This is a genomic window from Streptomyces sp. NPDC037083 (genome assembly GCF_055606485.1).
Genome location: NZ_JBVJSQ010000015.1, coordinates 106,065 through 123,833, shown reverse-complemented (window position 1 = coordinate 123,833; position 17,769 = coordinate 106,065). Strand labels below are relative to the sequence as shown.

Genomic DNA, 17,769 nt, shown 5'->3' with positions numbered 1-17,769 from the left:
TCGTTCTGGGCTCGTCGTGGGCGCCACCCGGGTACCCGGACGCCTGGTTTCGCCTCCGTTCGTGTCGAGGAATGGTCGAGGAATAGTTGTGCGTTCACGCTGGTTGCCTCCGGCATGATGACGAATGCGCCGGGGCCCGAGGTACTGCGATACACCGCTTTCTCCGGGGTGCCCGAGGGCGGGAACCCCGCCGGCGTCGTTCTGGACGCCACTGCCCTGAACGACGGCGACATGCTGGCCATCGCCGCCGACCTGGGATATTCGGAGACGGCGTTCTTGACGGCGCCTCCGGAGGGCCTTGGCGGTCTGGAGGGACGGGCGTTCAGCATCCGTTACTTCAGTCCCAAGGCCGAGGTGCCGTTTTGCGGCCACGCCACCGTCGCGACCGCCGTTGCGCTCGCCGAGCGGATCGGTCCCGGTGGGCTGGTGTTCGCGACCCGCGTCGGCGCTGTGCCGGTGGAGGTGGGGGTAGAGGACGGGACGGTCAGGGCCACGCTCACCAGTGTCGAACCGCACGTCGAGGAGATCGCCGACGCCGATCTCGCGGAGGCGCTCGCCGCGCTCGGTTGGCCGGCCGCCGATCTCGACCCGTCCTTTCCGCCCCGGATCGCGTTCGCGGGCGCCCGGCATCTGGTTCTCGCGGCGGGGACGCGTGCGCGCCTTGCGGATCTCGCGTATGACTTCGCACGCCTCGAAGCCCTGATGCACCGTTTGGATCTGACGACGGTCCAGTTGGTGTGGCGGGAGTCGGACACTGTCTTCCATGTCCGTGATCCGTTCCCCGTGGGCGGTGTCGTCGAGGACCCGGCGACCGGTGCTGCGGCCGCCGCGTTCGGTGCGTATGCCCGTGAGCTCGGCCTGGTTCCCGAGAGCGCCGTCCTCACCCTGCACCAGGGCGAGGACATGGGCCGTCCCGGCGAGCTCACGGTGACGCTGCGTGCGGGCGACCGGCGCGTCCACGTCAGCGGCGCAGGAACGCGCATCGGTTGACGCGCAGGCCGTGAAGCGGCGCAGGCACAGGTTGCCCCGGTAGTTCGGGAACGTCCCGCTGGTGCAGCCCGCGCGGCCGGGTTCTCGCGGTTCGCGCGAGGATCCGGCGCTGCTTCGGGCGGCGGCACACGCTCACTGACGTCCGAGCCCCCTCCCGGTCTGCGCCTCTTGCGGGCCCGCCTCACTCGCCGGTTCGGGGCTGTTCCACCCCGGGGGATGGAGAGGGCCCGCGGGGTCCTTGTGCCGACAGGACCTTGAGTTGGTCCTGTGACGGCGGGGGCGGCGGTTGGCCCTGTGCAGGCGGGGCCGCGGGTCGGCCCTTGTGCCGGCAGGGCCCGGGAGTCGGTCGGTCCTGAGCCGCCAAGCCAGTGTGGCGGTGTGTCAGACAGGGGGCGGGCGGGGGTAGTCAGGGGCGCAGGGCGGTGAAGAGGAGGTCGCGGGCTTGGGTCCAGCGTTGGACGAGGTCGGTGCGGCGGTTGAGGCGGGCGGAGATGTGCTGGGTGCCGAAGAAGGTGGAGACGAGGGTCTGGGCGGCAGCGTTGGGGGTGACGCCCTGACGGAGTTCTCCGGCCTGTGCCGCCTGGGTGAGGAGTTCTTCGAGTAGGGAGATCCAGCCGGTGTAGGGCTGGGGGAGGAGCCCCTCGGGGAGGGGCTGTTCCATCTGCAGGCGTGCTCCGCCCTGGACGACGACGTCGTCGTGGAAGGCGTGTGCGGTCTGGTCGAGGAGTTCCCTCACCGTGTCGAGCGGGCCGAGTCCCTTGGCCTGGACGGCTTCCAGGAGCGCGGGCCAGCGGTCGTAGTGGGCTTCGACGACGGCGACCGTGAGGGCTTCCTTGGTGGGGTAGTGGAAGTAGACGGCGCCCTTGGTCATGCCGACGTGGTCGGCGACGTCCTTGACGGAGGTCTTGCCGTATCCGCGTTCGTCGAAGAGTTGTGCGGCGGCCTGCAGGATCTGCAGCCGGGTGTGTGCGGCGCGCTCCTGTTGCAGCTGCGGGCTGCGGTCGTGCAGCGCGATGCTGCCGGCGCTGCGCTCGGGTACCGGGAAGGTGGCCCGGTGCTTGTTCTGTTCCACGTCGTCTCCGCTCACGGTCGTTCCCCCGGCTGCCCCCATTGCAATATACCTTCCCGCAGGTATATTTTCGACCCGGAACAGCCGGTGACCGACCACCACGCATGGTCACTGCTTTTTGCGGTATGGCCGCTTCCGGAGGGGGAGAATCATGTACGACACCGACATGGCGCTGGGCGACACGACCGCCAGGCACTGTGCCGATGCGCATGTTCCGCGTGCTCTGGTGCACAAGAGCGCGGACCGTGAAGTCCTGTTATCGGGCGTTCGCACGCTGGGCGGGGATCGCTTCGGGGTGTGGGCGCGCTGGCCGCACGATCATCTTCTGTACCACCGGGGCGCGGACGGGAGCCGGGACTCGCTGGTCGTCGCAGAGACGATGCGTCAGGCGGGGATCTGCCTTTCGCACCGTTTTTTCGGCGTCCCGGCGGATCACGCGTTCGTCCTGCACGGCTTCGACTTCACCCTCGATGCGCCGCTGTGCGACAGCGGCGAGGGGGCCGACGTCTACTTCGACGTCGCCGTGCAACAGGTGAGCGTCAGTGCGCGCCGCCTGCGTCTGTCGTCGGAGGCGGAGCTCTTCGTCGGCGGCCGTCTGGTGGGCCGTGCGAGCATGCGCTGGGACGTGCTTGCGCCCGGGCAGTACGCCCTGGTGCGCAGCCGCAGCGCGGCGGCGGCGGCTCCCTTCGACGTCGATGACCTCGCGGCGGAGGCGCGGGCGCTGTCGCCGGCCGCCGTCGGGCGCGATCGCGGCGACGCGGTGCTGCTGGCGGGTCGGGGGGAGGCGTCGGCCGGGTGGCAGCTCAGGACGGACACCGGGCATCCGGCTCTCTTCGACCACGGCAGTGACCACATCCCGGGGATGGTGATCGTCGAGGGGTTCCGGCAGGCCGTCCTGGTCCGCGCAGCCCAGGATGCCCGGGACGCTCCGGATGCTTCCGGTTCCCAGGTCGCCCCGGGCTCGCCGGGTGCCGAGGGCGCGCCGGCTGTCGACTCCCTGCAGACGTCGTTCCTGGCGTTCGGCGAACTCGGGCAGCCCGTCATCATCACCGCGGAGCCCGAGGGCGCCGGCGCCTACCTGCTCGCGGCCCGTCAGGGCACGCGCACCCTGGCCACCGCCCTGGCCACCGTGCAGGCCGCCGCGGGCGGCGGATCCGTGCTCGCCGGCCCGCTCGGCGGCGTCCTGGCCGGGGCCGGTGCCGTCGCGTGCTGAGTGACCTGGGCAAGACACTGGACATCGCCCGTGAGGACCGCGTCGTCCTGGACGAGACGTGCCGGCTGACCGGCCGGCTGGCCGACTGTCTGGCGGAGAGCGGATTCGCCCGGCATTTCGTGCCCGAGCGCTGGAACGGCGGCGCGGGCACCTTCACCGCGCTGTTGGACGCGGTCTCCGAACTGGCCGAGACCTGCGCGTCCACCGCCTGGTGTGCCGCGCTGTACGCGTCGCACGGCAGGCTCGCGAGCTATCTGCCCGAGGCCGGGCAGCGGGAGATCTGGGGCGAGGGTCCCGATGTGCGCGTGGCCGCGTCCGTCGTGCCGCCGCAGGGCAGCGCGGTGCGCGTGGACGGCGGCTGGCGGCTGCGGGGCAGGTGGGCGGCGGCCAGCGGTGTCGACCAGGCCGAGTGGATACTGCTCGCCTCCTGGGCGGCGCAGGACGACGGCTCGGCGGGCGAGGGGCGCGAACACCGGATCTTCGCCGTGCGACGCGAGGCCGTGGAGGTGCTGCACACCTGGCAGCCCGTGGGGCTGCGCGGCACCGGCAGCAACACCGTGGAGTGCGACGTCGTGATCCCCGACCACCTCACGTTCACGCTGCGCGACCTCGGGCGCATCCAGCCGCACGCCGCCCGTTGCCACACCGTGCCGTTCGCCCTGGTGGCCGCCCTCGTCTTCGCGGCGCCGGTGCTCGGGGCCGCCGAGGGAGCGCTGCGCACCTGGTGGCAGACGCAGGCCCGGCGAGCACGCCCCGAGGGCGCCGGCGGCACCAACGGCACGGGCGGCCCCGGCGGCACGGCCGTCCAGCCGCTGGTGCTGGCCAAGGCGTCGGCGCACATCCAGGCCGCGCGACTGCTCCTCGAGCGGGCCGCGCAGCGTGCCGACCACGCGCCCGTGACGCCGGTGCTCGTAGCCGAGAACCACCGGGACGTCACCGTGGCGGTGGAGCTGTGCGGTGCGGCGGCCGACGAGCTCTTCCGTACGGCGGGCCTGCGCGCGCTCGACGAGGACGACGAACTCCAGCGCCGCTGGCGCGACATCACCGCCGCACGCACCCACGGCACGCTCAGTTTCAGCGCGGCGGCGGCGAGTTACGCCGACGCCTTGCTGGCCGCGCGGGCCGGGGAGGAGATCCGATGACCGGCCGCGTCGCCTTCTTCGACGTGGACGAGACCCTGCTCGCGGGCAAGAGCCTGTCCGGCTTCTGGCACGCGCATGGCGCGCGGCTGGTGGGGGAGGGCCAGGGCCGGGCGCCGGACATCCTGCGCACCGCCGGTGCCGACCGGGAGGCCTTGAACCGCGCCTGGTTCGCGCGTTTCGCCGGTGTGCGCCGCTCCTCGTTCGAGGAGGCGGCCCGCCAGTGGTACGCGCAGTTCGGGAGCGGCCCGCACGCCTATGTGACCGAGACCCTGCGGGCCCTGCGCCGCCACCAGGGCGAGGGCGACGAGGTGGTCCTCGTGACCGGCTCGGCGGCGGCTTTGGCCCGGCCGGTCGCCGAGGACCTCGGCGTGCGCCACGTGGTGGCCACCGAGCAACTCGCCGATGCCGCCGGGGTGCTGACCGGCGAGGTCCGCAGACCGATGATCGGTGCGGCCAAGCAGGACGCCGCTGCCGACTTCATCCGCCGACTCGGCGTCCGTGCGCAGGACTGCTGGGCCTACGGCGACCATGAGAGCGATCTGCCGATGCTGTCCCTGGTGGGCCACCCCGTGGTGGTCGGCGACGACCCGGTCCTCACGGGCCGGGGCGTGGCGCAGGGCTGGCACTTCCTCGGCACCCGAACCGGTCCGCGCTACGAGCGCAGTGCCTTGCTGCGAGTGAGCTGAGTCGTTCCTTCCCCGGTCGGCCGAGGGCCGGCCGGGGTCGACCACGAGAGCAAAACATACCTTCGGGAGGGTTTTTTGTTGATCGACTGCAGAGGCGACGACCCGCCCTCGGCATCCCCACTCCCCGTACGACCGTTGTAGGAAGGCAGCAGACGGACATGAGCGCACCGAGCATCGGGCCGCAGGCCCTGAGACTCTTCCACTACGCCTCGGCCCGCGGCGACTGGACCGTCAGCAGTGCCTGTGAGCAACTCGACACCACCGCCGACGAGATCGAGCACGCCCGACGCCAACTGATCGGCCTGGGCCTGCTCGTCGAATCGTCCGACGGCGAACCGACCGCCAAGGCCACCGCCCCCGAGGCTGCGCTGCTGCGGCTGCTCACGGCCGAGGAGGAGGCCACCGCCCGGCTGACCGACCAGATCCGCCGCACCCGCGAGCAGATCCACGCGATGCGCGACGTGTTCCTGCCGCTGCACGTCGCCCGCAGCAACTCGCTCAGCGACGAAGTGATCACCGGCGCCGACCGGATCGCGCGCGTGCTCGGCGACACCGCCGACATCGCGACCTCGGAGATCCTCAGCGTGCACCCCGGTCCCGTCCGGCCGTCGGAGGTGCTCGCCGAGGGGCTGCGGCGCGACATGCAGGTCCTGGAACGCGGCGTGACCATGCGCAGCATCCACCTGCGGCCGATGACCCGCATCGTCCACTCGATGACCCATCTGCAGCAACTGCGCTCCGCGGGCGCCCAGGTCCGGATCGCCAACATCGTGCCGTTCCGCTTCATCCTGGTCGACCGGGTGCAGGCTCTGGTGCCCGCGCTCCACACCAACACGAGCAACGCCATGATGGTGCTGCGCGGCGAGGCGGTCACCGCCCTGCTGGTCAAGGTCTTCGAGATGTGCTGGGCGTCCTCGGTGCCCCTGGAGGACACCGGCGCCGGCGAGGAAGTGGGGCTCACCTCCCAGCAGCTGTGCGTGCTGCGGTTGATGTCCACCGGACGCAAGGACGAATCCATCGCCCGTGAACTCGGCGTCTCCGTACGGACGTTGCGTCGCGTGATGGCCGACCTGATGGCCCAGCTCGGCGTGGAGAGCCGCTTCCAGGCAGGCGTCACGGCCGCGAGGACGGGACTTCTCGACTAGCACGTCCACGCCGGGCGGGGTCGACCGCCACGGGCCCCGTGCCGCTCCCCGCCCCGCATCCTGTGCCGCACCGCGCCCCGCCGCGCGGCTCCGCACCCCGCCCCGACCGCGCTGTCCGCTACCGGCCACGCCGCAGGCTGCCGCGCCCGCTGTCTGGCGGCCCACCTCTGCTGCTCACACGATGGGGTTCCGGCTGAACGTCCGCGAGTCAGGAGCCCTCGTGTTCGACCCCGCACTCCTCCGAGCCCTCACGGGCACCCCGATGCAGGTCCGGTGTGCCGTACTGCCCGCCAGGCTGTCGCCCGCGGGCGCCGCAGCGGGCGCGGGCGGGTGGGCCGTACTGCGGGTGACCGTGCGCAACGCGGGCAGCACCGGACAGGGCGAGGCAGTCCTCCAGCCCTCGCTGGACGCGCACGGACCAAACGCCCTGCGCGACCAGTTCGCCTCCGTCAGGGACGGCCTGGAGCGGATGATCAGCCCCGTCCAACTGTCCGGGCTGCTGTTGCCGGGACCCCTGCGCAGCGCCCTGGACTCCGCCCTGTGGGACCTGCTCGCCAAGCGCAGCGGACAGCGCGCGTGGGAGCTGCTGGGCATGCCGCCGCCACGGCCGGTGCCCGCCGTCCGCACGGTTTCCCCGGTGGCGACCGAGCTGCTGGAACAGGAGCTGAAGGACGGTGAGGACTTCGCCTCCCTCAAGCTCACGCTCGGCGCGGGCGACCTCGCCGACGACCTCGCCCGGCTGACGGCCGTCCGCCGGCTGCGGCCCGACGCCTGGCTGATGGTCGACGCCGACGGGGCATGGGACGCCGACCGGCTCCACGTGATGCTGCCGATCCTCCATGCCCACGGCGTACGGATGCTCGAACAGCCGCTGCCGCAGGCCCGGTCCGCGGCTCTCGCCGCACTGCCCCGCCCGTTCCCGATCATCGCCGACCTCACCTACGAGCAGAGCACCGACCTGGGACGCCTCGGAGACCGCTACGACGGCATCAACCTCTCACTCGACGCCGTGGGCGGCCTGACGGCGGCCCTGGGCGTCATGGAGCAGGCCGGTCAGCGGGGCCTTGCCGTGCTGCTCGACTCGCCCCCGGCGACCGCCCTGTCCTGCGCGCCCGCGCTGCACGCGGCGCCGGGCGCCGACCACGTCACCCTGCCGCGGTGGCTGGACGCCGCCGGAGCCGGTGCGCCGACACTGCAAGGGGAGGGCGGGACGCTGGTCCCGCCCTCCCCTGCGCTGTGGGGATAGGCCCTCTTCCGCGGGCCGCTCCTCAACCCCAGATCAGATCGTCGTCGCTGAGGCAGCGGATGGAAAAGGCAGTCGGTTCGGCCATGAAATGACGCATCAGGGTTGACCCTTCGTTCGAGAAGTCCGGGCGCGTCGCGGCGCCTTCGACAAAACTTTCGCATTCCACCTCCACCCCCCGGCAAGCGGTGGAGATGACCCAGAAGTGACGTGGCCAGAACCGGCCACGGGTCACCGTTTCGGTGATTCCCGGTGGCCCGCGCGACTCATACGGGCCATGGCCCCCAGAGGCCAGCGCAACCGTCCCTCAACGGCACCGACTCCGCCTAGCCTCACCGGTGTTGCGCTGCGCGAGCAGCATCGGGCCAGAAAGAGGACACGATGTCGGAGAAAAAGGAATCACGCCGGGTGTCGATTTTCGACACCACCCTCCGCGACGGTGAGCAAGCACCCGGAAACGCGATGACGCCACGTCAGAAACTCGACATAGCACTGCGCACAGAAGCACTGGGAGTCGATTACATAGAATCCGGGTTCCCCGCCTCCTCGCCCAGCGAGTTCCAGGCCACCCGGCTCATTTCCCGGAACCTGACCTCCGCGCGTTTCACGACGTTCTGCCGGGCGGTACGGTCCGACGTGGACACGGCCGTCGAGGCGGGCGGCACCGAGCGCCACCAGGTGCAGGTCATGGCCACGGGCAGCGACCTGCACCTCGCCCACAAACGGGGCATCAGCCGTGACCAGGCCGTCCACGAGGTCGCCGACACCGTCGCCCACGCCTACGCCCTCGGTGTCGAGGAGGTGTCCGTCGGCATCGAGGACGCCAGCCGGGGCGAACTGGACCTGCTGCGCGCCATCGCGCTGGGCGCCGTCGAGGCGGGGGCCGTGTGCTTCGCCGTCGCCGACACCTCCGGGTGCCACCTCCCCCAGGAGTACGCGGCGCTGATCACCGAGTTCCGCTCCTGGCTCCCCGACGGCGTCCGCGTCGCCACCCACTGCCACAACGACTTCGGACTCTCCCTCGCCAACGCCGTCGCGGGACTGACGGCCGGCGCCGACGAGGTGCAGGTCACGCTCGGCGGCATCGGTGAACGCGCGGGCAACACCCCGCTCGAGGAGGTGGCCGCGCTGCTGACCTACAAGGGCGATCTGCTCGGCCTGCACACCGACATCGACGTGGCCGGCATGTACGAGGCCTACACCGCGCTGCGGGCGGCGATCGGACTGGAGGAGCCCCGCAACAAGGCGATCTTCGGAACCTACGCCTTCGGCACGGCGGCCGGCATCCACCAGCAGGGCATGCTGCGCAACCCGGCGACGTACGAGTACGTGGAGCCCGCCCGCTTCGGCCGTGAGCGTTCCCTGCTGATCGGACGGCACTCGGGCCGGGCCGTGCTGCGGCACATCCTCGACGAGCTGGGGATCGCCGTGAGCGAGGAGGACCTGGCCGGGCTCTACCGGACGCACATCGCCGAGCGCACCGGCGGCGACTGCGAGGACATCTCCGTCGTCAAGGCCCGACTGGCCCGCGAACTGACGGCACGGCAGCCGGCCGCCGCCTGAGCGACCCACGGACCGGGGCCGGCCGCGCGCCGGCCCCGGTCCGCCTCCGAGGCGCAGGGCCGCCCAGTGAGAAAGGAGACAGCGCGTGGAGATGACCGTGCGCGGCACCGAGAACGGCCGCGTCCTGCTGTACGAGCCGGAGGCAGCCGACGTCAGCGTCCTGCTCGCCGACGCCGATCCGGTGTCCCGGCACGTCCTGGCGGGGGCCTTGGACGGGGCCGACCGGATCAGGGTGCTGGGCACCGCCGACAGCGGCCGGCCGCTGCATCGCTGGCCTCTGGACGGCGTGGACGTCGTCGTGCTCGCCGACGCCTTCCGGCCCCGGCCGGCCTCCCTCGTACCGGGCCTGGTGCACAAGGGGGTGCGTGTCGTGCTCCTCGACACGCGGTGGACGGCGCGCACCGTCGGGGACGCGCTGGCCGCGGGCTGCGCGGGAGTACTGGTCAAGGACGCCGCGATCGGCCGGCTCGCGGCCGCGGTGCGGGCGGTGGCCGTCGGATACGTCGTGGTGTCGCCGGAGTTGATGGGCCTGTGCCCGCCGACGGGTCGCGCGACCACCACCGCTCCCGCGCGCCCGCGCGGCGACCGCTCGGTCCGCCTGCGTCTGCGCTCTCTGACCGAACGTGAGCGCGAGGTGCTCACAGTGCTGGCGGAGGGCATGTCCACGCGCGAGGCGGCCCGGCGGCTGCAGGTCACGCCGGCGACCGTCAAGAGCCATGTGTCTCACGCGCTGACGAAACTGTCCGTGCGCAACCGCCTGGAGGCGGTCCTGCTGATGCGCCAAGCGCTCGACGAGGACCGCCCACCCTGGTCATGACGGCGCGACGTGGACCGGCGCGCCCGGGACGTCAGTCGCCCACGCGTCCGCGCACCCCGTCCAGCCAGCGGTCCGCGTGCCGCTCGGCGGCGGCCTCGTCGCGGAAGGCGTACGTCTTCAACAGCCAGCGCTGCCGCGCCCGCGCCGCGTCGTTGATCTCCATCTTGTCGCGGCTGTGCAGACCGTCCTGGTTGGCGAAGACGAACAGGTCGCCGGTCCGGATGCGGTGACGGGTCTTGTCCGCGCGCACCAGCGCGTCCTTGAGTGCCAGCAGCGCGTCCTTGGCGGACTCGGGAGCGCCCGGCGCGGCCGTCGTGCACGTGTCCAGGTAGCGGAAGCTGTGGTGGTTCTCCAGGATCGGGTGGACCTCGGAGACGGTCAGTTCCTTGTTGTTGTCCCGCGAGAACACGTCGAACGGCGTGACGAACTGGGCCGTCCTGAGCTGTCGCTGTTCCTCGTCCGTCAGCTGCGCGAGCAGGTCACGCCCGTCGACGAAGCCGGTGTAGATGAACTCGCCCTCAGGGCAGTGCATGCCGAGCAGCGAGATGAAGTCCGCCCGCACGGGATGGGCCGTGCGGTCGTTGTGGTAGACGAGTTCGCTGTCGCTGAACCCCGTCTGCATCCCGCTGTAGCGGTTGATGGCGACGACGTCGGTGAAGAAGTCCCCGTTGAAACGGGTGGCGTAGGACAGCAGCGGAGTCTTCACCAGCTGGGCGAAGAGTTCCAGGAACGCCTCGCCCACGAACGTCTTCTTCCGCGCGTGCTTGTCCGCGACCGGGTCGTCCAGGTCCAGCAGCGGGATGTCCTCGTCCAGCGGGCAGTTGCGCAGCACGTGCGCGTCGGAGGCGCCCGTCGCCCGGTCGTGGTGGATGCGGGCACAGACGTCGGCGAAGAAGGCGGGCACCTCGCCCCGCGCGACCAGGTCGCCGACGGCACGCGAGAAGCCCTCGTAGTCCTCGTACGGGTTCTTGGCCACGGAGCGCAGCACCGCGGTCAGTTGCTCGCGTTCGGGCCGGGACAGTACGTAGATGGGTTCCATGCCCCGAGCCTCGCCGTCGCGCCGCCGCCGCACATCGGCCTTCGGAGGAGGCTGCGCCCACCGCGTCCGCCGATGTCGTACGGCGTCTCCACCGAAGTGGAGGCCGGCCCGCTCACCCGACCACGAGCCCCAGGGTCCGCTCCAGGCCGGCGGCGCCCTCGTCCGTCAGGTGCACCACGCGCGGCGCGGCGCCCCAGCGCACCCAGCCGAGGTCGAACAGGCGCGCCGTGAGGGCCGCGCCGAGCCCGCCCGCGAGGTGGTGCTGGTGCTCGCTCCAGTCGACGCAGTAGCGGACCGCGGGGCGGCGCGGCGGCAACCGGCGCGTGTCCACGCCCAGTTCGGCGAGGATCGGCGGGCCTTCGTCGGTGAGTTCGTAGACGATGTCGCGGCCGTACGACGACGGCCGGTCCCGTACGGCCTCGGCGGGCCGGTGGATGCCGTCGTGGCCGGTGAGCACCCCGAGGTCGAGCAGCGACTGCATCAGGGCGACGCCGAGCCGTCCGGCCAGATGGTCGTAGCAGGTGCGGGAGCGGTGCAGGGCGTTGGTGCGACTGCTCTGCTTCAGGGACGTGATGGCCAGCGGCGGGGCGATCAGGGCGAGGGCCTCCAGCGCGGCGCTCACGTCCGGCCCGAACAGCCGGTAGTAGCGGTGCCGGCCCCGCGCCTCGACGGTGACGAACTCTCCCTCGACCAGCTTGGCGAGGTGTGCGCTGGCCGTGGCGGCGGTGATCCCCGCCTCACCGGCCAGCGCGCTCGCCGGCAGGGCGCGGCCGTCGGCCAGGCACTTCAGGATGCGGGCGCGCGAGGGGTCGGCGATGAGGGCCGCGGCACGGGCGATGTCGGTCTGGTGCTTGAGCGGTGCCCCGGGGTGTTCATCGGATGCGGGGCCCGGGCGCCGTGACGCGCCCGCGCCGCGGGCGGATGCCCCCGTGGCCCCCGTGGTACGGCTGGTGTTCGGCATGACACCACCGTACGACAACGACACTTCGTCGTGTGGCGAAGTATCCGGCGTCGAAGCTGATGACATGACCACCACCGACCTCACCCCCGAAGACGGGCGGGCCGTCGCACCGCGCGCCGCCGCCGTCTCCTCGCCGGCCCCGGCCGGCCGGCCCGCCCTCTTCCTGCCCCCGCTGATCGCCCTCAGCCTCGGCTACTTCCTGGTGATGCTGGACGTCACCGTCGTCAACGTCGCCGTCCCCGAGATCCGCACCGCCCTCGACACCGGGCCCTCGGCCCTCCAGTGGATCGTCGACGGCTACAGCACCGTCTTCGCCGGGCTGCTGCTCCTGGGCGGCGGGCTCGCCGACCGGCTCGGCCACCGCCGCATGTTCCTCACCGGGCTCGGCGTCTTCACCGCGGCCTCCCTGGTCTGCGGCCTGGCCGGCGCCTCCGGCACCCTGATCGCCGGGCGCCTCGCCCAGGGCGCCGGCGCCGCCCTGCTCGTGCCCGCCTCGCTCGCGCTGCTCCAGGCCACCTACCCCGACCGCGCCGTGCGGGCCCGGGCCATCGCGGTGTGGGGGGCCGTCGCGTCGATCGCGTTCGGCGCCGGGCCCGCGGTGGGCGGCCTTCTCGTCTCCGGTCTCGACTGGCGCTCGGTGTTCTGGCTGAACCTGCCGGTCGCCGCGCTCGCCGTCGCCCTGACCCTCCGTCACGTCCCGGCCACCGCCCGCAAGACGCCCGCCCGCCGTATGGACCCGGCCGGCCAGGTGCTCGGCATCGTCGGCCTCGTCGCCCTGGCCGGCGGCCTCAACGAGGCCGGCTCACACGGCTGGACCTCCCCGCTGGTCCTGGCGGCGTTCGGGACGGGCGCGGCCTGCCTGACCGCCTTCGCGCTGGTCGAACGCAGCCTGGAAGCACGCGAACGGGCCGGACGCGGCCGCCGTGCGCCGCTGCTGCCGCCGTCCCTGTTCCGCTCGGGAGCCTTCACCGCGACCGCCGCGATCGGCCTGCTGATCAGCCTCGGCTACTACGGCATGCTGTTCCTGACCACGCTCTACTTCCAGCAGGAGCGCGGCTTCTCGGTCTTGGCCACCGGCCTGGCCCTGCTGCCGTCGGTGTGCATGGGACTGGTCGCGGCCCCGCTCTTCAGCCGCCTGGCCGCCCGCACCGGCCCCTATGTCCCGATGGCCGGCGGGCTGGCCCTGGGCGCCGTGGGCTTCCTCGGCTGGCTGACCGCCCGGCCCGACACCCCGTACCCGGTGCTGCTGTTCGCCCTGATCGCCACCGGGCTCGGGCAGACCATGACCGCCCTCGCCGCCACCGCCGCCATCATCGAGACCGCCCCCGTATCCGGCGCGGGCGTCGCCTCCGCCGTCTTCAACGTCGCCCGGCAGGTCGGCAGCGCCGTCGGGGTGGCCCTGTTCGGCACCCTCGCCGCCGCGGCGGGGGACTTCACCTCGGGGCTGCGTCTGTCGGCGGGCATCGCGGCGGCGGCGTTCGCCGTCGGCGCCGTGCTGGCCGTGGGCGTCCGGCGTCGTGCTTCCGGACGCACCACGTGACCCGCAACCTGCGCGCAGGCCGTCAGCCCCGGCCTGCCAGCGCCCGCGCCATGCCGTCCAGCGCCGCCTGCAGCACCTTCGGCGACGTCGCGAACGACAGCCGGACGAAGCCCTCACCGCCCGGCCCGAACGCCGAACCAGGCATCACCGCCACTCCCGCCTCCCGCAGCAGCCACCGCGCGAACGACGCCGAGTCCGCGAACCCCGTGCCGCGCATGTCGGCGAAGGCGTAGAAAGCCCCGTCGGGCGGCGAACAGGACACCCCCGGCAGCGAGTTCAGCCCCTGCACGATGAGATCCCGGCGGGCGGCGTACTGCGCGCACATCCACTCGACCGGCTCCTGCGAGCCGGTGAGCGCGGCGATCCCGCCCCGCTGCACGAACGACGCCGTGCAGCCCACCGTGTGCTGCTGAACCTTCAGCAGTTGCGCCATCAGATCGGTGGGCCCGGCCGCGTAGCCGAGGCGCCAGCCGGTCATCGCGTAGCCCTTGGAGAAGCCGTTCACCGTGATCGTGCGGTCGGCGCAGCCCGGCTGCGCGGCCAGACTGAGGTGGCGGCGGCCGTCGTAGAGGATCTTCTCGTAGATCTCGTCCGAGATCAGCAGGACGTCGTGCTCCTGCGCGAACCGGGCGATCACGGCCGCCTCCTCGGCGGTCAGCGAGCGGCCCGTGGGATTGTTGGGCGAGTTGACCAGCAGCGCCTTCGTTCGCGGGGAGACGTGCCGCTCCAGCAGCTCCGCCGTGATCCGGAAGCCGTCGGAGCCGTCGAGGGCGACCTGCACGGGACGTGCCCCGATCAGCCGCGCCATCTGCGTGTAGCTGACCCAGCTCGGCGTCGGCACGAGCAGCTCGTCGCCGGGATCGAGCACCGTCACCAGCGCGGCGAACAGGGCGTGCTTCGCCGACGGCGTGACGACGATGTCGGTGGCCGCGTCCGCCACGACCCCGTTGTCCTCGGCGAGTTTGGCCGAGACCGCTCGCAGCAGCGCGGGCAGCCCACGGCTCGGCGTGTAGTGCGTGAAACCGTCGCGCAGCGCGTCGACCGCCTCGTCCACGACATGGCCGGCGGTGTCGAAGTCCGGCTCGCCGCCGCCCAGGTCCACCACTTCAAGGCCCTGCGCGCGCATCCGCGCCACCATGTCGAAGACCGCGTACGTAGCCGACTCCTCGACTGCGTGGAAACGGGCCGCGGATCGGGCCCTCATGACCGGGCGCCCTGCGGCTCGGCGGCGGCGACCGCGGCGACCGGCGGGGCGGCGGGCAGCGCCTCGGCGACCGTGGTGACCGTCGAGATCCGGGACAGGATCTTGAGCGCGGCCTCGTGGATCTCGGCGTCGCCCGCCAGCGTCGCGTCCTCGAGAACCCGCACGCGGTAGTCCCGGTCATGGGCGGCCTGCGCGGTGGTGAGCACCACCAGCTCCGTGGAGACGCCGGTGAGCAGCAGCGTGTCGATGCCCGCCGTACGCAACAGCACCTCCAGGTTCGTGCCGTGGAACGGGCTGATGCGGTGCTTGACGACCACCGGTTCCCCCGGGCGCGGCGCGAGGGCGTCGTGCACCCGCGTCGCCCAGGAATCCAGGACCAGACGGCCGTCGTCCTTCGCCTTCTCGAAGATCGGGGACCCGGCCGGCCACTCCGGGTACCCCGGGGAGAAGCCGACGACGACGTAGATCACCGGTATGTCCGCGGCGCGGGCCCGCCGGATCGCGTCGGCGGCCCTGTCCAGGACGCCCCGCTCACGTGCCTGCGCGCCGTAACCGTCGGCCGCGTACTTGCCGTTCGGATGGACGATCTCGTTGATGAGGTCCAGTACGAGCAGCGCCGGGCGCTCGCCCGGGCCCTGCTGAGGTGTCCCAGCCCAGTCCATTTCTTCTCTTTCCTTCCGCTCGTGAATTGCATGAGAAACACTCATGCAATGAATCAATGAATCAGTGTTGAACCCGGATGTCGAAACTCCTACCTTCGAAATGCAAAAGGACGGAAATCCGATTCCCGGAAGGGGTACACATGAAGGTGGCAATCGTCGGCAGTGGTCCGCGTGGAGTCTCCGTCCTCGAACGCATGGCGGCGCGCCTCGCCGACGGTCCGGTCCACGAGGCCGTGGAGATCTATCTCATCGACTCCCACCGGGTCGGCACCGGCCGCATCTGGCGCACCGACCAGCCACGGTGGTTCCTGATGAACACCGTCGCCGACGAGGTCTCCGCGTTCTCCGGCCCTCCCGACGGCGGCCCCGCCAGACCCGGCGCCGGCCCTTCGCTCGCCCAGTGGTGGAGTTCCGTCGACCCGGAATACCCAGGGCCCAACAGTTATGCGCCGCGCGCCCTCCACGGACGCTATATGCAGTTTCTTCTCGACGCGATCGAAAAGAATCTCCCCGAAAGCGTGCGGCTGATTCCCGTGCACGCGACGGTGGACGCGCTCCAGCGCACCGGCGACGGATACCGGCTCACCCTGCGGGGCGGCACCCACCTCACCGCCGACCGCGTCGTGCTGACCACCGGACACACCCGCCCCGAACTCACCGGCAATCAGCGCCGACTCGCCGCCCATGCCGCCCGCCATCCCGGCCTGCGCCACATCGCGGGGGACAGCGCCGCCGACATGCCCCTGGACGAGATACCCGCCGGGTCGGCGGTCGGCGTCCTCGGACTCGGCCTGTCCTTCTACGACGTGATGGCCGCGCTCACCGAGGGCCGCGGCGGACACTACGACGAGGACGCCGACCGGCTCGTCTACCGGCCCAGCGGCAGCGAACCCGTCATCGTGGCCGGCTCCCGCAGCGGGATGCCACTGCCCGCCCGCGGCCGCAACCAGAAACACCACGACCACCGTCACCACCACGTGCTGTTCACCACCGAACGCATCCTGGCCCGCGGCCGCCACGGTGCGCTCTCCTTCGCCGAGCACGCCCTGCCGTGGCTGCTCGCCGAGGTCGAACTCGTCTACTACGCCACGACCCTGACCGCCCGCGGGGAGCCGGGGAAGGCCGCCGCGTTCGAGGCGGAGGTCGTCGCCGCCGCCGAGAGCGGCGTACCCGACGTCCCTGCCGTCGCCGCCGGATACGGCCTCGCCGACGTCCCCCGTATCGACCTGGACGCCCAGGCCCGACCTTTCGCCGGCCGGCACTTCGCCGGACCCGAGGAGTTCACCCGGGCCCTGACCGACGCGGTGGCCGAGGACCTGGCGCACGCCGAGGCCGGCAACGTCGACGACCCGCTCAAGGCCGCCCTCGACGTCATCCGCGACTCCCGTGCCGTGATCCGCTCGCTCGTCGACTTCGCGGGTCTGACTCCCGTCTCGCACCGCGAGGAGTTCCTCGGCTGGTACGTCCCGCGCAGCTCCTTCCTCGCCGCGGGGCCACCGCGCCGGCGGCTGCGGCAGGTCGACGCCCTGCTGCGCTGCGGCGTCCTGCGCGTGGCCGGCCCCGACACCCGCATCCGCCCGCACCCCTCGGGACGCTTCGCGGTCCACTCGCCCTACGTGGGCGGATCCGAGGTCCTCGTGGACACCGTCGTCGACGCCCGCGTCCCCACGCCCGACATACGTCTCGACCCCCACCCCCTCACGCGCAGCCTGCGCGACAGGGGCGTCTGGACGTCGTACGTCAACCACGGCACGGACGGAGACCGCTTCGACACCGGCGGCGTGGCCGTGACGGGCGCCCCCTTCCACCCCGTGGACCGCACAGGCCGGCCCGACCGCGGCCTGTACGTCCTGGGCATCCCGACCGAGCACACCCGCTGGTTCATGCAGGGCGGCAGCAGCAGACCCGGTTTCTGGACGGACTTCGTCCACAACGCGGACGCCATCGCCGCGGACGTCACCGCCCCGGCCATGACTCCCGCGCCCCCGCTCCCGGCCCGAACCGGCTGACCCGCACGACGAACGCGCCCCCGTCCCACGTCCCGCCCCCGCCTCCGGAAAGCGAGCACACCGATGTCCGTCGTCACCCGTCCCGCCGCCCCCACCGCCTCGCCCCAGCAACGCCGAGTGACCGTCCTGCGCGACATCTTCGACCCCGTCGGGCTGGACGCCCTGCCCTGGGAGCGCTGGGAGGAACCCGGTCGCGTCGGCGTCGACCTGCACCGCCTCTACCTGACCGACGGCGCCGACCCGGGAGCCGCGATGATCACCCGCATGGCCCCCGGCGCCCACGGCGACCTGCACGAACACCTCGGCCATGAGCTGATTCTCGTTCTGGAGGGGGAGCTCCTCAACGACAACGGCGACTGCTACCGCCCCGGCGACCTCGTCATCGAGCAGCCCGGCAGCGTCCACCAGGTCAGCACCGAGACCGGCTGCACCGTGCTCGGCGTGCGGCACGCGCCGACCCGTCTCGTGACCTGACCGCCCGCCAGT

Annotated in this window: 17 protein-coding genes; 11 read left to right on the top strand and 6 right to left on the bottom strand. The window is 72.2% G+C overall.

From position 1 onward, the window contains the following. The first annotated feature begins 114 nt into the window (after positions 1 to 114). Positions 115 to 990, top strand: coding sequence for a PhzF family phenazine biosynthesis protein (locus tag ACZ7DE_RS33370; protein ID WP_470767781.1), 876 nt, complete (start codon positions 115 to 117; stop codon positions 988 to 990). Between the two features lie 406 nt (positions 991 to 1,396). Here ACZ7DE_RS33370 and ACZ7DE_RS33365 read toward each other — a convergent pair whose 3' ends face one another. Next, complete coding sequence (locus ACZ7DE_RS33365) at positions 1,397 to 2,077, bottom strand: ScbR family autoregulator-binding transcription factor (RefSeq protein ID WP_470767779.1); 681 nt, start codon at positions 2,075 to 2,077, stop codon at positions 1,397 to 1,399. A 133-nt stretch (positions 2,078 to 2,210) separates the two neighbouring features. On the opposite strand from ACZ7DE_RS33365, the gene ACZ7DE_RS33360 reads away from it, so the two are divergent. The 5 genes from ACZ7DE_RS33360 (at position 2,211) to ACZ7DE_RS33340 (ending at position 7,491) form a co-directional block, all read left to right on the top strand. Beyond that, entirely contained in the window at positions 2,211 to 3,272 is a 1,062-nt protein-coding gene (locus tag ACZ7DE_RS33360; protein WP_470767777.1) for a ScbA/BarX family gamma-butyrolactone biosynthesis protein, read from the top strand. Continuing rightward, positions 3,266 to 4,414, top strand: coding sequence for an acyl-CoA dehydrogenase family protein (locus tag ACZ7DE_RS33355; protein ID WP_470767775.1), 1,149 nt, complete (start codon positions 3,266 to 3,268; stop codon positions 4,412 to 4,414). Before ACZ7DE_RS33360 ends, ACZ7DE_RS33355 begins: the two co-directional genes overlap by 7 nt. Further along, positions 4,411 to 5,100, top strand: a complete 690-nt coding sequence (locus tag ACZ7DE_RS33350; protein WP_470767773.1) for an HAD family hydrolase — start codon at positions 4,411 to 4,413, stop codon at positions 5,098 to 5,100. Before ACZ7DE_RS33355 ends, ACZ7DE_RS33350 begins: the two co-directional genes overlap by 4 nt. Positions 5,101 to 5,258: 158 nt before the next feature. Beyond that, positions 5,259 to 6,245, top strand: coding sequence for a helix-turn-helix transcriptional regulator (locus ACZ7DE_RS33345; RefSeq protein WP_470767771.1), 987 nt, complete (start codon positions 5,259 to 5,261; stop codon positions 6,243 to 6,245). Positions 6,246 to 6,465: 220 nt separating this feature from the next. Next, positions 6,466 to 7,491 (top strand): enolase C-terminal domain-like protein, encoded by a 1,026-nt coding sequence (locus ACZ7DE_RS33340; protein WP_470767770.1) that lies wholly within the window; start codon positions 6,466 to 6,468, stop codon positions 7,489 to 7,491. Between the two features lie 22 nt (positions 7,492 to 7,513). Here ACZ7DE_RS33340 and ACZ7DE_RS33335 read toward each other — a convergent pair whose 3' ends face one another. Next, entirely contained in the window at positions 7,514 to 7,723 is a 210-nt protein-coding gene (locus tag ACZ7DE_RS33335) for a hypothetical protein (RefSeq protein ID WP_470767767.1), read from the bottom strand. A 173-nt stretch (positions 7,724 to 7,896) separates the two neighbouring features. Between ACZ7DE_RS33335 and ACZ7DE_RS33330 the strand changes: the two genes are divergently transcribed. Further along, positions 7,897 to 9,051 carry a LeuA family protein gene (locus ACZ7DE_RS33330; protein ID WP_470767765.1) on the top strand — a complete coding sequence of 385 codons (1,155 nt, stop codon included), beginning with the start codon at positions 7,897 to 7,899 and terminating at the stop codon, positions 9,049 to 9,051. A 91-nt stretch (positions 9,052 to 9,142) separates the two neighbouring features. Further along, a complete protein-coding gene (locus ACZ7DE_RS33325) occupies positions 9,143 to 9,868 on the top strand; it encodes a response regulator transcription factor (protein ID WP_470768000.1) in 726 nt (241 codons plus the stop codon). Positions 9,869 to 9,899: 31 nt separating this feature from the next. On the opposite strand, the gene ACZ7DE_RS33320 is transcribed toward ACZ7DE_RS33325, so the two are convergent. After that, positions 9,900 to 10,907, bottom strand: a complete 1,008-nt coding sequence (locus ACZ7DE_RS33320) for a TauD/TfdA family dioxygenase (RefSeq protein ID WP_470767763.1) — start codon at positions 10,905 to 10,907, stop codon at positions 9,900 to 9,902. A gap of 112 nt (positions 10,908 to 11,019) precedes the next feature. Next, a complete protein-coding gene (locus tag ACZ7DE_RS33315; protein WP_470767761.1) occupies positions 11,020 to 11,868 on the bottom strand; it encodes an ArsR/SmtB family transcription factor in 849 nt (282 codons plus the stop codon). Between the two features lie 64 nt (positions 11,869 to 11,932). Between ACZ7DE_RS33315 and ACZ7DE_RS33310 the strand changes: the two genes are divergently transcribed. After that, a complete protein-coding gene (locus tag ACZ7DE_RS33310; RefSeq protein WP_470767759.1) occupies positions 11,933 to 13,408 on the top strand; it encodes an MFS transporter in 1,476 nt (491 codons plus the stop codon). A gap of 22 nt (positions 13,409 to 13,430) precedes the next feature. Here the strand turns inward: ACZ7DE_RS33310 and ACZ7DE_RS33305 are convergent, their stop codons facing one another. Both ACZ7DE_RS33305 and ACZ7DE_RS33300 read right to left on the bottom strand, forming a co-directional pair. Then, complete coding sequence (locus tag ACZ7DE_RS33305; RefSeq protein WP_470767757.1) at positions 13,431 to 14,612, bottom strand: pyridoxal phosphate-dependent aminotransferase; 1,182 nt, start codon at positions 14,610 to 14,612, stop codon at positions 13,431 to 13,433. After that, positions 14,609 to 15,274 (bottom strand): cysteine hydrolase family protein, encoded by a 666-nt coding sequence (locus ACZ7DE_RS33300; protein ID WP_470767756.1) that lies wholly within the window; start codon positions 15,272 to 15,274, stop codon positions 14,609 to 14,611. The genes ACZ7DE_RS33305 and ACZ7DE_RS33300 overlap by 4 nt, the downstream gene beginning before the upstream one ends. A gap of 140 nt (positions 15,275 to 15,414) precedes the next feature. Here ACZ7DE_RS33300 and ACZ7DE_RS33295 point away from each other — a divergent pair, with 140 nt between their 5' ends. Next, the gene (locus tag ACZ7DE_RS33295) at positions 15,415 to 17,283 is read left to right on the top strand and encodes an FAD/NAD(P)-binding protein (protein ID WP_470767754.1); all 1,869 of its coding nucleotides are present in this window, start codon (positions 15,415 to 15,417) and stop codon (positions 17,281 to 17,283) included. Positions 17,284 to 17,346: 63 nt separating this feature from the next. Then, positions 17,347 to 17,757 carry a cupin domain-containing protein gene (locus tag ACZ7DE_RS33290; RefSeq protein ID WP_470767752.1) on the top strand — a complete coding sequence of 137 codons (411 nt, stop codon included), beginning with the start codon at positions 17,347 to 17,349 and terminating at the stop codon, positions 17,755 to 17,757. Positions 17,758 to 17,769 lie beyond the last annotated feature (12 nt).